Annotated in this window: 14 protein-coding genes; 6 read left to right on the top strand and 8 right to left on the bottom strand. The window is 48.7% G+C overall.

The window, feature by feature from the left end; translation table 11 throughout:
• Positions 1-8: 8 nt before the first annotated feature.
• The 7 genes from BLX24_RS24125 to BLX24_RS24095 all read right to left on the bottom strand — a co-directional run bounded on the left by BLX24_RS24125 (position 9) and on the right by BLX24_RS24095 (position 6,550).
• Positions 9-1,850, bottom strand: coding sequence for a T9SS type A sorting domain-containing protein (locus BLX24_RS24125; protein WP_071505785.1), 1,842 nt, complete (start codon positions 1,848-1,850; stop codon positions 9-11).
• A complete protein-coding gene (locus BLX24_RS24120; RefSeq protein ID WP_071505784.1) occupies positions 1,847-2,641 on the bottom strand; it encodes a PASTA domain-containing protein in 795 nt (264 codons plus the stop codon). The genes BLX24_RS24125 and BLX24_RS24120 overlap by 4 nt, the downstream gene beginning before the upstream one ends.
• 107 nt (positions 2,642-2,748) lie before the next feature.
• Positions 2,749-3,339: a riboflavin synthase gene (locus BLX24_RS24115; protein WP_071505783.1), complete on the bottom strand. Its 591-nt coding sequence runs from the start codon at positions 3,337-3,339 to the stop codon at positions 2,749-2,751.
• A 5-nt stretch (positions 3,340-3,344) separates the two neighbouring features.
• Positions 3,345-4,088, bottom strand: coding sequence for a class I SAM-dependent methyltransferase (locus BLX24_RS24110; protein ID WP_083422149.1), 744 nt, complete (start codon positions 4,086-4,088; stop codon positions 3,345-3,347).
• Positions 4,089-4,104: 16 nt separating this feature from the next.
• Complete coding sequence (locus tag BLX24_RS24105; RefSeq protein WP_071505781.1) at positions 4,105-5,073, bottom strand: glycosyltransferase family 2 protein; 969 nt, start codon at positions 5,071-5,073, stop codon at positions 4,105-4,107.
• Positions 5,070-6,161 (bottom strand): DegT/DnrJ/EryC1/StrS family aminotransferase, encoded by a 1,092-nt coding sequence (locus BLX24_RS24100; protein ID WP_071505780.1) that lies wholly within the window; start codon positions 6,159-6,161, stop codon positions 5,070-5,072. Before BLX24_RS24100 ends, BLX24_RS24105 begins: the two co-directional genes overlap by 4 nt.
• On the bottom strand, positions 6,158-6,550 hold the full coding sequence (locus BLX24_RS24095) for a sugar 3,4-ketoisomerase (protein WP_071505779.1): 393 nt from the start codon (positions 6,548-6,550) through the stop codon (positions 6,158-6,160). Before BLX24_RS24095 ends, BLX24_RS24100 begins: the two co-directional genes overlap by 4 nt.
• A gap of 291 nt (positions 6,551-6,841) precedes the next feature.
• Between BLX24_RS24095 and BLX24_RS24090 the strand changes: the two genes are divergently transcribed.
• The 6 genes from BLX24_RS24090 (at position 6,842) to BLX24_RS24065 (ending at position 13,080) form a co-directional block, all read left to right on the top strand.
• Positions 6,842-7,258 carry a DUF1684 domain-containing protein gene (locus BLX24_RS24090; RefSeq protein WP_310590798.1) on the top strand — a complete coding sequence of 139 codons (417 nt, stop codon included), beginning with the start codon at positions 6,842-6,844 and terminating at the stop codon, positions 7,256-7,258.
• A 35-nt stretch (positions 7,259-7,293) separates the two neighbouring features.
• Entirely contained in the window at positions 7,294-9,735 is a 2,442-nt protein-coding gene (pheT, locus tag BLX24_RS24085) for a phenylalanine--tRNA ligase subunit beta (protein WP_071505777.1), read from the top strand.
• A 101-nt stretch (positions 9,736-9,836) separates the two neighbouring features.
• The gene (locus BLX24_RS24080; protein WP_071505776.1) at positions 9,837-10,175 is read left to right on the top strand and encodes a hypothetical protein; all 339 of its coding nucleotides are present in this window, start codon (positions 9,837-9,839) and stop codon (positions 10,173-10,175) included.
• Positions 10,176-10,235: 60 nt separating this feature from the next.
• On the top strand, positions 10,236-10,526 hold the full coding sequence (locus BLX24_RS24075; RefSeq protein WP_071505775.1) for a cell division protein ZapA: 291 nt from the start codon (positions 10,236-10,238) through the stop codon (positions 10,524-10,526).
• A 215-nt stretch (positions 10,527-10,741) separates the two neighbouring features.
• Positions 10,742-12,316 (top strand): ribonuclease Y, encoded by a 1,575-nt coding sequence (gene rny / locus BLX24_RS24070; protein WP_071505774.1) that lies wholly within the window; start codon positions 10,742-10,744, stop codon positions 12,314-12,316.
• A gap of 89 nt (positions 12,317-12,405) precedes the next feature.
• Positions 12,406-13,080 carry a DUF4230 domain-containing protein gene (locus BLX24_RS24065; RefSeq protein WP_071505773.1) on the top strand — a complete coding sequence of 225 codons (675 nt, stop codon included), beginning with the start codon at positions 12,406-12,408 and terminating at the stop codon, positions 13,078-13,080.
• 83 nt (positions 13,081-13,163) lie between these two features.
• On the opposite strand, the gene BLX24_RS24060 is transcribed toward BLX24_RS24065, so the two are convergent.
• A complete protein-coding gene (locus tag BLX24_RS24060) occupies positions 13,164-14,285 on the bottom strand; it encodes a hypothetical protein (RefSeq protein WP_071505772.1) in 1,122 nt (373 codons plus the stop codon).
• Positions 14,286-14,597 lie beyond the last annotated feature (312 nt).

Below are 14,597 nucleotides of genomic sequence, written 5' to 3'. Positions count from 1 at the left end.
AGTTACGATTAATTAATCAGCAGACGCTGCACCGCTGTCCGTTGGCTATCACTCAGCCGGAGCAGATACAGGCCGGTTGGTAATCCCGGTAAGTCAGCCGTTTGTTGCCCAGAGGCTGGTTCAATTACATGGATCGGACGGCCGTTCAGATCAAATAATTCCAGTTTTTTTATGGCTTTATTTTTCCACATAATCCGGCCTGATGTCGGATTGGGATACACTTTCAGCGCAGTTGCTTCTTCTTCGGGATTTTCCAGGACAACCGTCCCCCCCTGCCCTCCTATAATCGGGCGGATCATAAAGGCTCCTGTAATGGCCAGCTGAGACGTTTTCAGGTTCTGCACCCAATCGGTGCCAGGCCCCGCACGATAAAACAACTCTGCGCCAAACGGGCTGTTTTTATCCAGTCCCAGCCGTAGCCGGGAAATATCGTCCTCACTGATTTGCTGGTAGCCGACAAAAAAGGTATCTGTCAGGGCTACAAGACGATCAAACCTGAATTCAACAAACCCATTCCGGGCTGGCGGGTACTGCATCGGAAATGACTTGTAGTACAGTTCTGTGCCGGGCTTTCCTTTATCGTTAGCATAGACCCGGATAGTAAACGACTGGCCGGTCTGATCTTCGTTAAACGGCATGATGTAGGCGTAAATACCAGACATCCGGTCTGCTTTATTCAGAATAAACCGAACGGCCCACCGTTCCAGCCTCCCGATTTGAGTAGCCCCTTCGGCGGTACCATCATCATAAGCGTAGTAGTTATCCAGCACTGTAATGGCCGAAATGGTATCATTACGGCGCAGGTTAACCGTTGGGATGGACGGGTTCTGATCATCCGTCGTCAGCACGTCAAACTTATGTTTCAGCACGACTTTTCCTGCCGCAAAAGAACCGGTGGCAGGGGTCAGGGGTACACTCAGTGTCTGTGACCTCAGTGACGGGATCAGGCGCGATTGCGTTTGTGTATCCTGAATCAGCCGCCCGGAAATCAGTTCCTGCGTCGTAAAGCGGAAACTGGTAAAGTTGAAGTTGTTAAACAGGTTAACAATATCCGTCCGGATAGAGTCGGCGGTTTCGGCAGCCGGATTGATCAGGTACTGATGCAGTGGCATGGCGGTATACCGTTTCAGAAACGACGGGCCGACAGCTTGCCGCGTTGCAATATCGCGGATATATCGGTCAGTTAACGTCCGCTTGCTGTTCAGGTAGATGTAGTCAATGTTCCAGGTATCGTATGCTCCCGATGAACGGCCAATGGCGCGGAAACGGAACTGAAACGTACCATACAGAAATTTCGTTGCCCGGATACTCACAAACGCCTGCCGGAAGTTATTATCAGGCCGCCCACCGTATTGATACCATACTGTCTCCCAAACGCCCAGATTATTGCGCATTTCGAGTTTGAGCGTATCATCTTCGTCCGGCAGCTCGCCTAACCCGCGGATCTGCCAGTAAAAACTCAGATACACCGAATCGGCCGGAACCAGCCCCCCCAGATTAACAGGTTGTGATTGCAGCGTGTCGTTGCTGCCTGCGGCAAACCGGTCGGTCAGGGTATAAGGCAATCCGTTAGGAGCCAGTCCGTCAAACGTGGCTACGTTCACCGACGGATGGTTAATGCCCATCGTATTGTTGATGTATACACTGCTCGACTGCCAGAGTTTGGGGTCCGGGCGGTTGTTGACAACGGTCGAAAAGTCATCAAAGAAAGGCAGCTGAACAACTTGTCCTGTTGTTTGTGCCTGTGACAGTGTGGTCGCTAACGCGAAAAAACAAACAAAGAAACCTTGTCCGGCCCGGCGGCAGACAAGGTTAAACAAAAAGGCAGAATACGTTAAATGTTCGATCATTGGTCAGGAGACTCTTCTTGGGATTCTTCAACCGGCCCGACAACCCACAGGTCAATTGTTTCACCCACCCGTATGCGTTCGCCCGAATTGGCAGCCGGCCGTTGTTTTATCACGGTACCGACTTCTTTTTCCGGATCATCAACAGAAATTTTCGTGCCAACCCGCAGGTTTGATCCTTTAATGACGTTGATCGCTTCGTCGAGTGGCATACCTACAACGTTGGGAACCTCAAATTTTGTATTTCCCAATCCGTCGCCGACTTCCAGATCAATTTTTGATCCTTTCGGTACCGGCATACCCGGCTGAATTTCCTGGCCGTTGTAAAACTGCCGGAGTACCGAGTTTTTGGCTAAATCAGGTACATACCGTTTTTCACCCACAACCAGCCCTACCGACTGCAGAGACAATTCGGCACTGCGGAATGTCAGATCAACCAGTTTCGGCATCGGCACCGTCGGGGCCACCCGTTTGTTGATGGTCAGGTAAATTTTACGGCCTTCCTTCACTTTAGCCCCGGCTTTCGGGTACTGCGCATGTACGGTCAGCGGTTCCTGCCCGGCAACAAACGTACAGTCGTTGACCACATACCGCAGGTTCCGGTCTTCCAGCATGGTCTCCAGCTCATCGATTGACATTTTTGACAGATCGGGAACCGTAATTGTTTCACCATGATTGGTCGAAAACGGCAGGTAAACCAGAAAGAAACCAAGGAATAAGACTAATAAGAGGGCTACGATAATGCCAATATGAATCAGCAGGTCGGATTTGCTACTGGTGCTGATTTTAGCCATTCAGAAACGGAGGGAGTTTTAATTTGATACGTAAAAGTGACTGTGTTCCGGCTATATCTCCTCAGTTATAACCGGAACTATAGACAAAATTAGTGGTTTGACTTGGCTTACCGATACCCTGCCAGCATTTTTTTGATGTACTTACCGACAATATCGAACTCCAGGTTGATCACGTCCCCGGCTTTCAGGTCGCGGAAGGTGGTATGTTCGAAGGTATACGGAATGATAGTTACCCGGAAACGGTCATCGCCGGCATTAAAAACCGTCAGGCTAACGCCGTTGATGCAAATTGAGCCTTTTTCGACCGTTACATTGCCCTGCGACGGATCATACTGAAAATCGAAAAGCCAGCTGCCATCCATATCCTGCACCTGTGTACAGATACCGGTCTGGTCAACATGCCCCTGAACAATATGCCCGTCGAACCGCCCGTTGGCCGGCATACACCGTTCCAGATTGACACGGTCGCCAACCTTCAGCTGGCCCAGATTCGTTTTTTTAAGCGTTTCATCAACCGCCGTGACGGTGTAGCGGTCACCGGTAATACCCGTCACGGTCAGACATACGCCGTTGTGACTTACACTCTGGTCGATGGTCAGTTGATGGGCAATCGGTGCCGACAGCGTAAATGTAAGATTAGACCCTTCAGCCTCAATGGCTTCAATAAGACCGGTGGTTTCAACAATACCTGTAAACATAATCGTTAGTTTGTCTTCGTTAATACCAGGAACAACGAACTTCCGAAAGGCGTTCGGGGAAGCACAGTCCGTTCGAACCGGACCAGCCCGTACAGCACCTTATTGATCCACTCGCCGGGCATGTAAACGTCGGACCCCTGCTCTTCCGGCCTGGCTCCCAGACGCAGTTTCAGTGCCTGTAACTGCCGGACAGCCAGAATTAACGGCGACAAGAATAAACTCCAGTACGTTGAAAACTGTATCTGCATGGCGGTTCCGGGCAACAACCGGGCAAAATCCTGCCGCACAAACCGTCGTTTGCTGCCAACAGCCAGATCATGGCTTCCCCAAAATACATTGAACGCATTGTTGTTCGAAATCAGCAGGCCATCGGGTTTGAGGCGTTTTCCCAGTTCAAGGATTAGTTTAGTGAGCTGTTGATCATCAAAATAGCAGAACACATCATCGCATACTACCACATCAAACTGCCCGATGGTTGTGTCAGGCTGATAGGCTTCGAGCCGGGTCAGGTCCAGCAGATCGACATGCAGTGTCCGCTCCCGGCAAAATGCGACGCCGTCGGCCGACCCGTCTACTCCCTGAATCTGTGCATATCCGTGTCGTTTCAAAAAATGGAGCAGGCCACCGGTGCCGCAGCCGGCATCAAAAATCCGGATATCGCGCCGGTTTCCAAACCGCTTCTGAATGGCTTTTAACACGCTTTCGTGCAGAATGCGGTACCACCACAACTGTTCTTCGAGCCGAAACATTTTTTCGTACTCTTCACTACGTCCGATCAACTTTTCCCTTGTTTTGGCATGGCTCGTTGCCGCTGCCGTTGAGATGATATTTTATGACAAACGGCGGTTGCCCGCTATGCGCCAGAAACAGTTTACCAAGGTATTCGCCCAGTATCCCCAGCACCATGAGCTGACAACCTGCCAGGAACAAAACAACCCAGATAACGACCAGCCAGGTCTGTATAGCCAACCAGCCGGTCAGACCGCCAATGATCAGCAGCAGGCCAAGCCCCAGGGAGATCCCGAAAACAACCGTACCAAGCCCCAGCAACAGCCGGAGCGGCAAGGCCGAGTACCCGAAAAACACATTCAGTGTCAGAGAAATAAGCTTACGCCACGTGTAATTTGACTGGCCCTCTTCCCGCGCATGATGCGGCACCACAACACTGGTCACCGACCGGGTGACCCGGAAAATCAGGCCGTCGATATAGGGATAAGGCCCCTGGTATTTAACGATTTCGTCGATGACCTCGCGCCGGATCAGCTTAAAACTCGACAGATACAGGTCTTTGGGTTTGCTGAGCAGCCATGTGGTACAATAGTTCAGAAACTGACTGCCCAGATTCCGGTACAACGCGTGCTTTTTTTCAGCATACCGGCTATAAACGACATCCGCACCGGTTGTTTCTGCCGTTGCCAGCAGGGTCAGTATAGCTTCGGGCGGATTCTGGAAATCATCGTCAATGATCACGGCAAAGTCGCCCCTGGCGAGTGTCAGGCCGCACAGTACGGCATTAAACTCACCGAAATTCCGGCGCAGAGAGGCAAACTGTACATTCGCAAATTCGCCGGCCAGCCTACGGCACACCGCTTCGGAGTTATCGGGGCTGCCGTCGTTCACCAGTACGACCTCAAACGCCAGTTGTGCCAGCCATACCTGAAGCTGTTCGACCAGCCGCCGGATGGTGCTTTCGCTTTTATAAACCGGAATCACCACACTCAGGTATGGTTTCATACGGTAGCCTGGTTAATGGTTTCGATAATATACGCCTGCTGCGCTTCTGTCAGGGCCGGATTCAGGGGCAGGCTGATCACTTCCCGATGCAGTTTGTCGGCAACGGGCAGCGTCAGCTGATTAAATTCCGGATAGGCCTCCTGCCGGTGTGGCGGCGTCGGATAATGGATATCGGTCTGTATGCCTTTTTCCAGCAAATACGCGCGGAAGCGATCCCGTTCCGGATGTGTTACCACAAACAAATGCCAGACATCGTCGTGAATGCGGTCGGAAGGTGGCAATCCCAGCACAGGGTGTTTAAGGGCAGTGAGGTAGCGTTCGGCCAGCCTGCGGCGGTACTTATTTTCCGCTTCCAGATAAGCCAGTTTAGCGGTCAGGATGGCGGCCTGCATTTCGTCAAGACGGCTGTTATGGCCTTTGTACTGGTTTACGTACTTTTGTTTAGAACCGTAATTGCGCCAGAAGAGCAGTTTATCGGCCAGATTAGCATCGTTGGTCGTGATGGCTCCGGCATCGCCCAGCGCACCCAGGTTTTTTGTCGGATAGAAACTAAAGCCGGCCGCGTCGCCGAGATTACCGGCGCGTTTTCCCTGATACATGGCACCATGGGCCTGCGCGGCATCTTCCAGTACAAGCAGACCGGCTTCTGCGGCAACCTCATTAATGGCCGCCATATCGCAGCAGCGACCGTACAGGTGAACGGGCAGAATGGCTTTTGTTTTAGGCGTCAGGGCATCCCGCAGGTGTTCTGCACTCAGTGTATACGTCTGTGGATCAGGCTCAACCAGTACGGGCTTCAACCCTGCCTGTGTAATGGCCAGGATAGAGGCAATGTAGGCATTTGAGGCAACAAGGACCTCACTTCCGGCCGGAAAATCCCATGCTTTCAGGACCAGAACCAGCGCCTCCAGTCCGTTGGCAACCCCGATAGCATAACCGGTCTGGCAATAAGCAGCAAAGGCCGCTTCAAAAGCGGCCAGTTCCTTACCTAAAATATACCATCCGGATTGTACAACACGATTGGTTGCCTGCTGAAGGGCGTCAGTGTAGCGTTCGTTTAAACGCATTAAATCCAGAAAAGGGATCATGCCAGCTCTGGCTGTGTTTTAGTGTTGGGATAAGGTTCGTAGATGTAGTCGTCTTTATCATAAAGCTCATTAGCCAGTACCAGCAGAATGGCATCATCCGAAAATTGATCCATAGTATGCCAGTCCTGTGGCTCCAGAATCAGGCATTGATCAGGTTTATCCAGCGTGAAAACCTCCTCTTCAATACCGTTATTTGAGTATACCCGGCAACTACCGGCAATACAAATCAGCGCACACCATGTCCGCACGTGCCTATGACCGGCCCGGGTAGCATCTCCTGCTCCGTAAATGTAAAATACCCGCCTGATTTCACCAGGAATAATATTTTCAAAAACGGTTAGATTACCTTTATCGGACGAAAATGTTTGTAGCTGTAAAACTTTGGACATACGAACCGGATTAAAAACCTATTAAAATTTCAAAAGCAAATTTATCGGATATTTGCTCAAAAGACCACAATTCAACATAATATGACTAGAAAAGGCTTGATTTTCCTAACAATCGGCGTCATTGCAGTGGCATTAGTTTACTTTTTACTATTTAGAGATACAAAGACATCATCCGGTAATATCTCACCGGAAGTCTTTGCACGACAAATTAAAGCAGAAAGAGCCGAAAAAGATTCCTATTTCAAAACCAGTGCCGAATCACCGTTTACAGATAAAACTCAATTTAAAGGCTTGTCCTACTTCCCGGCTGATCTGGCGTACCGTGTGGATGCCAGGCTTGAACCGTTCGCCGACAAAACACAGAAGATGGTTGTTCAGCTGAGTGACGGCAGTGAAGAAGTATACGAAAAATATGCGCATGCCGTTTTCAGCCTGGGCGGCGACATTCACAGACTATTGATTGTGAAGCAGAAAGAAAACTTTTCCATACTTTTTAAAGACGCCACTTCCGGTCATGAAACCTACGGCGGTGGCCGGTATATTGACCTTGAACCTGCCAACATGACCGGCAATCAGGTTATCATCGACTTTAATGCGGCCTACAATCCCTACTGCGCCTACAATCCGAATTATGCCTGCCCATTGCCCCCTGCCGAAAATACATTATCAATTCCGGTGAAGGCGGGTGAACGGTATGTAGAACATTAATCTTATTTTTGCCTTTTCATTGAATTTGTCCTTGCATGAATATTTCGTATAAATGGCTTCAACAGTTCATTGACCTACCTGAATCACCAGAAGAAGTAGGTCGCCGGCTGACCGGAACAGGGCTGGAAGTAGAAGGTATTGAGACTATCGAAACCATTCGGGGTGGCCTCGCCGGAGTGGTTGTCGGCGAAGTGCTGACGTGTGAAAGACACCCCGACGCCGATAAACTGAGCGTAACAACGGTTGATGCCGGCACCGGCCAGCCGCTGAATATTGTCTGTGGGGCACCAAACGTACGTGCCGGCCAGAAAGTAATTGTAGCCCTCGTCGGGGCAACTCTCTATCCGGCCAGCGGCGAACCGTTTACGATCAAAAAAGCCAAAATCCGTGGTGCAGCGTCGGAAGGCATGATCTGTGCGGAAGATGAAATCGGCCTTGGCGAATCGCATGCGGGTATTATGGTCCTGGATACGGACCTGCCCAACGGCACACCGGCCGCCCGGTACTTCGGTCTGGAACCCGATTATCAGATTGTCATCGGGCTGACGCCGAACCGTGTTGACGCTGCCTCGCACTGGGGCGTTGCCCGCGACCTGAAAGCGGCGCTCAACCGGCCGCTCACACTGCCTTCGGTCGACGCCTTTACCGTTGCCAACACCGGTCTGACGCTCGACGTACGGGTGGAAACACCGGAAGCCAGCCCAAGATATGCCGGTCTGACTATATCCGGCCTGACCGTTACCGAATCGCCCGACTGGCTCAAAAAACGATTGATCAGCATTGGCCTGAATCCGATCAATAACGTTGTTGACGTAACCAATTATGTCTGCCACGAACTGGGTCAGCCCCTGCATGCCTTTGACGCCGATCAGATCATTGGCGGCCAGGTAGTGGTGAAGACCCTGCCGGAAGGCACGCCGTTTGTTACCCTTGATGGTGTTGAACGTAAACTGGCAGCCACCGACCTGATGATCTGCAATGGCTCGGCCAACGACGCGGAAGCCGGTATGTGTATTGCCGGGGTGTTTGGTGGCAGCAAATCAGGGGTTAGCCCTCGTACTACCCGCATTTTTCTCGAATCGGCCTACTTCTCACCGGCCAGCATCCGGAAAACCGTACAGCAGCATGGGCTGAAAACCGACGCCGCTTTCCGCTTCGAGCGCGGTACCGACCCGAATCTGCCGGTGTTTGCCCTGAAGCGCGCGGCCCTGCTGATTCAGGAGGTAGCCGGTGGCGTGGTAAGCTCAGACATTACCGACCTATATCCGGAGCCCATCGCCGATTTCCGGGTATTGGTGCGCTACCGAAACATTGACCGGCTGATTGGCATCAAGCTGGAGCATGAACGCATCCACCAGATTCTTGAAAGCCTGGATATCCGCGCCGAAGAGCAAACCGAAACGCAGTTTATTGCCGTTGTGCCGCCGTACCGCGTTGATGTAACGCGCGAGGCTGATGTGATCGAAGAGATCCTGCGGATTCACGGTTTTGAAAACGTTCCGCTATCAGACAACCTGAGAGCCGACTCCCTGTCGGAGTTTCCGGCAATCGACAGCAACCAGCTTCAGGCGCGGATCAGTGCAATGCTGGCCTCAAACGGCTTTATCGAAACACTGACCTTGTCACTGACCCGTCCGGCTTATCACGAAGCCATCCGGGAGACGTTGCCGGGCACTGATGTAACGTTATTGAATCCGCTGAGCGAAGAGTTGTCGGTAATGCGGCAAAGCATGCTTTTCTCCTCGCTGGAAACGCTGGTGTATAACCTGAACCGCCGTCAGAAAGATCTGAAGATTTTTGAATTCGGGAAGGTGTATCACCGCAAAGATACCGACCATGGCCGAAGGTATGTCGAAACGCCACGGCTTAGCCTGGCACTTGTCGGCAGTCAGCAAGGAGAAAGCTGGATTCAGAAGAGCCAACCGGTAAGCTTCCAGGATCTGGCGGCGGCCGTACAGCGGGTATTGAGCGCTCTGCGGATCAAGCAGATTGATCAGCAGCCGGCCGACACGGCTCTTTTCCAGTATGGCCTCACTTACCTGACAAATAAGAAACCCATTGTCAGCTTCGGGCTGGTACATCCCAAACTAACGAAGCTGGTTGATATCAAACAGCCCGTATTCTATGCCGATTTCGACTGGCAGGCACTGGTGAAACTGTATTCGGGGAAAGCCCTGTACGAAGAAGTACCGAAATTCCCTGAGGTGCGCCGTGATCTGTCCTTGGTGCTCGACAAAGCCGTAACCTTTGCTGAAATCCGGCGGATTGCGGCCCAGACAGAAAAAAAATTACTCCGTTCAATAAATGTTTTTGACGTATACGAAGGCGATAAACTGGAAGCGGGCAAGAAATCCTATTCGGTTAGTTTCACGCTTCAGGATCCGTCTCAGACATTAAATGACGCTGTTATTGATAAAACAATGCAACGGCTCATGAGTGCTTTTGAACGGGATCTGGGTGCGCTTATCCGGAAATAATTTTCCTTCAGGTAAGGCATGATAATGGAATTTATGCGGTTTTACGCTAATTTCATCACATCATTGCCTTACCGTTTGCCGTTACTTCCCAAACACTTTGTATGGTTACCGAAGTTCAGCTTGTTGCATTCGTTGAGTCGTTCGAGCATAAGGTTGCCCGATTGGCTGATCATGCAGAACGGCTTTCGGAACGAATCAAAGATCTGGAAGAAGAAAACAAACGCCTCACACGAGTTAATCGTGAACAGGAAAAGTTAGTAAAACAGTTACAGAAAAAACAATCAAGTGCACAACCGCATTTTCCAAATTCAAAAGATTTTGGTAAGATTGTAATTAACAACCTGGCTGATACAGCAGCAAGCGCGGAATTTAAGAAACGACTTGATGAGTATATCCGGGAGATCGAACGGTGTATTGAACACCTGAGTAATATGTCATAAACCTTAAAGCGCTCTGGTTCAAAAACATAAGAATTCAGTGCCTTTGCAGCCTATACAGCGATGGAAGACCAGCTATCTATCCGCATAAAAATTGCCGACAGAGATTACAGGTTGAAATCGCAACCAGGAGAGGAAGCCTATGTTCGCAAGGCGGAAAAAATCCTTGAGGAGCGGATTGAGCATTACCGCAAATTAGGAGCCCGTGACACACAGGACATTCTGGCCATGATTGCCGTTGACTGTCTGGTTGCCCGTCAGAAAGGTGAAGAACAGATGCAACGCCTGCAACGGCTGGTCGTTGATCGCATTACTCAGTTGGATCAGATTATCACACCGGCACTCGTGCCATAGTAATGGAGTAAAAGGTAATTATTATCATTTTGTTTAATAAAGAAATTTATTGTTGTACAGAATTATACTCAATTGCATTAATTACCGGAAAACTCCTTCATTTACGCATAACGCTGTATCTCTCTCTGCTCATTCGGCCTGATTATTAGCCGCCCCTACGCTGATTCGGTTGGGTAAACCTAACTATATGGTTCAACCTAAATTGCATAGAGCAAATGGAGAACACAACATTTTGGCTCGCCATACTTCTTGATAACGCGCTGATTCTCGCGATCGGCCTTTATTTCGGGCAAAAACGACTAAATAAAGCACTTAGTAAGCGCCAGCAGGAAGCTGAAGACCGTGCAGTATCCATCGTTAAAAACGCCGAAGTCCAGGCCGAAAACATCAAGAAAGACCGGATTCTTGAAGCCAAAGAAAAATACCTGAAACTCAAAGCCGAATTTGAAGAGGAAAGTAACCGGAAGAAGCAGATCCTGCTTCAGAACGAAAACAAGCTGAAACAGCGCGAGCAGCAGCTCAACCAGATGCTGGATCAGAACAAACGCCGGGAAACAGAACTCGACCAGCAGAAAAATCAGCTTACGCAGCAGGCGGAAAGTCTGACAAAGAAGAAAGATGAAGTTGAAAAAATGCGGGCTCAGCAAATTGAGCAACTGGAGAAAATCGCCAATCTGACGTCTGAGCAGGCCCGTGATCAACTGATCAGCAATATGAAAGCCGAAGCCGATTCGCGCGCGGCTTCATACATCAAAAATATTGTTGAAGAAGCCAAGCTGACGGCTACCAAAGAAGCCAAAAAGGTGGTTATTGAGACCATTCAACGGACGGCTACCGAACACGCCATTGAAAACTGCGTATCGGTCTTCAACATCGAATCGGACGACGTAAAAGGCAAAATCATCGGGCGCGAAGGCCGGAATATCCGGGCACTCGAAGCCGCTACCGGTGTCGAAATCATCGTTGATGACACGCCTGAAGCCATTATTATTTCAGGCTTCGATCCTGTCCGCCGCGAAATTGCGCGTTTATCGCTTCACCGGCTCGTCCAGGACGGCCGTATTCACCCGGCCCGGATCGAAGAAATTGTGGCGAAAACCCGCAAGAACATCGAAGACGAAATCGTTGAAATCGGCGAACGTACGGTGATTGACCTGGGAATCCACGGGCTACACCCTGAACTGATTAAGATGGTGGGCCGGATGCGCTTCCGGTCGAGCTACGGGCAGAACCTGCTCCAGCACTCCCGCGAGGTGGCCAAACTGTGCGCAACCATGGCAGCCGAGCTGGGTCTGAACGCTAAACTGGCGAAACGGGCCGGTCTGCTCCACGACATCGGTAAGGTATGGCACGAAGAACAGGAGCTGCCGCACGCGATTCTGGGCATGGAACTCGCCAAGAAATACAAGGAAAATGCCGAAGTCTGCAACGCCATCGGGGCACACCACGATGAAATTGAGATGACCACCATGATTTCGCCGATCGTTCAGGTATGTGATGCCGTGTCGGGTTCCCGTCCGGGCGCACGCCGCGAAATGATGGAGTCGTATATCAAGCGGCTGAAAGAGCTCGAAGAACTGGCTACCAACTTCCAGGGCGTTACCAAGTGTTATGCTATCCAGGCCGGCCGCGAACTCCGTGTTCTGGTTGATGCGGAGCGGGTTAGCGACGAACGCGCGAGCACACTGTCCTTTGATATTTCGCAGAAAATCGAAAAAGAAATGCAGTATCCGGGCCAGATCAAAGTAACGGTTATCCGGGAAATGCGTTCGGTTGCTTACGCGAAGTAAGTTTAGTAAGTTTAACGGTCCATACAGGCTTTTCCAACAGCGTGTATGGACCGTTTTTGCGTCTATAGAGTATTGCAAAACCACATGAAATGGATTTTCTAAGTACGTTTTTAATCCTGCTGACCGGTACGGGGGTCGGTTTTGCCATCGCCAGTGCACGGCGCGGAGAGGCCGCTGTCCGCGAGAAACGCAGCGAAGTCACTCTCCTGCTCGAACGGATCGAAAAGGTATTCAAGGTGGTGATGGCAGAGGGCTATTTTTCCGAGATTTATAACTATCAGGATCAGAAATCGATTCTGTATATGTTCAACGACCCCAAGAAAGCCATGCTGATTGCGAAGGCGAAAGTATTGGTCGGGTATGATTTTCGTAAAGTCCGGTTCCGGCATATCGACCATGTACATAACAAGCCGGGTGAGAAAAAACTGATCATCGAGTATTTTCCCGAGCCGGAAGTACTATCCATTGATACCGATTATCAGTTCTACGACATCCGGGCGGGTTGGCTGAATCATTTCAGTAGTGAGGACTACACCCGGATTCTGGACGAGGCAAAAAAAGCGATGAACGACAGGGCGATGCAAAGCGATCTGCCGCGCATTGCCAACAATCAGATTCAGTACATGATGTATCAGCTCGCGGCCTCTATGGGCTGGCAACTGCAACTGCCCGAAACCGAACAGCGCAAACTGGAGGAGCTTACCCAACATTACGACGAGGTCAGGGCGCAACCGAAGCGGCTGGATGCGGGGGATGGTACATAAGTTGTTGGACACAGCAAAAAATCAGATAGTTATTGGGGCAAATCCTGACTTATAGATTTTACGATAAGTCAACTATCAGATTTTTACTTACAACCTATTGGTATATTTGGCAATGTACTATTTTTCATCTTGAAATTTTTCTCAGAATCCTCATTCATATCTGGAATAACGGCAAGTGGTGCATAGTAGATATACCTGGCATTATCAACACTTGACCGGTATATTATTTTCTTCTTCAGATCATCTAAAGGAGAAAGCCACATTTGTTTTCTGTTTTTTTCTATTAATTCTCTTACACCGCTACGCCTAGCTTCATATAAATTACATTTATACTTTAATATAAATAACTCATCACCATAGCCAACAGGTCGCTTCTCAAAGCTATACCAGTTGCAAAAAATATCGGGTTTTAATTTTCCTTCATAAACAGCCCGTTTTAATATATTCGTTAATTCATATTGTTTAAGTTGATAATGGTGTCGAATTAAAACATTATATATGGGATATATACTCAACGTTGTATCAACCACATTTACGCCTATAAGTTCCTCGCTTATATAGCCATATTTTTCAAATAATAGGGATAATTGGTTAGATAGATATTGGTCATTTTGAAAAAGACTGTCAAGAAAATTATTGTCTTTCAGGCGCCCAGGCATCTCGCAAAAGTAACTCTGATCAGCTAGAACCATTTTTTTTAGTTTACCCAGCAATAAAGTATCGACATTCTTTTTATATAAACCTCTATGCTTTTCATATTCATTTTGAAAATGGTTCCAGTAAGATTTATTTGACCTTAATCCATTATAAGCTTTTTTTAAGAAAAATTCTTTTTTACAACCCTTCTCAACTAGTCTCAAACAATATTTAACCGATTTTCTGTAATCACCATTTTCTAAAGCACAAATTGACGCATTGTATATATCTTGTGCAAAATGCATTACTGGTAATGAAAAACAGGTATCGTAATAACTACTTGCCAGCATAAAGTTACCGTCAAGCGTACTAAGTTCCGCTTTATTTACGTAGTTATGATATTTCTTAACCGTATTTGTATCAATTAATTTTATTCTAAAATCAACAACAGCTTTTGGCCAGTTATTATTACGATATATGCAACTCGAAGAAAAGTTTTTTTCCGGGAACTGGCTTATAAACACCGAAATAACCAAAGTTATAAATCGAAAAGTCCCCAAAAATCTCATAAGGTTAAATCGTTTTTTACTGAAATTCAGAGTATTAACATATATTTAATTACGTTGGAGCAGTAAAAACTGTACCCGCGAGTGTGTTGTAGACAAGACAAGATAACATATCTCATGTCTGAAGCATTAGCTATACAGCAAAACTACTAAATATTAACACACTTTTATACTTAATTATTATATTTATTAGCTAAGAAGCCCTTCTCATTATAATCAAGTAGCAGAGTGATAAATTATTGCTGTTCTATACCCTAAAATACTGATCAACAGAGCATAAAAGAGAAGCCACTTTAGAACCTGCTTCACTGAATT

Origin of the sequence: Arsenicibacter rosenii (genome assembly GCF_001870735.1) — a bacterium.
Lineage (GTDB): Bacteria > Bacteroidota > Bacteroidia > Cytophagales > Spirosomataceae > Arsenicibacter > Arsenicibacter rosenii.
Note: the sequence above shows the minus strand (reverse complement) of the source record. Positions and strands in the feature narration are given on the sequence as shown.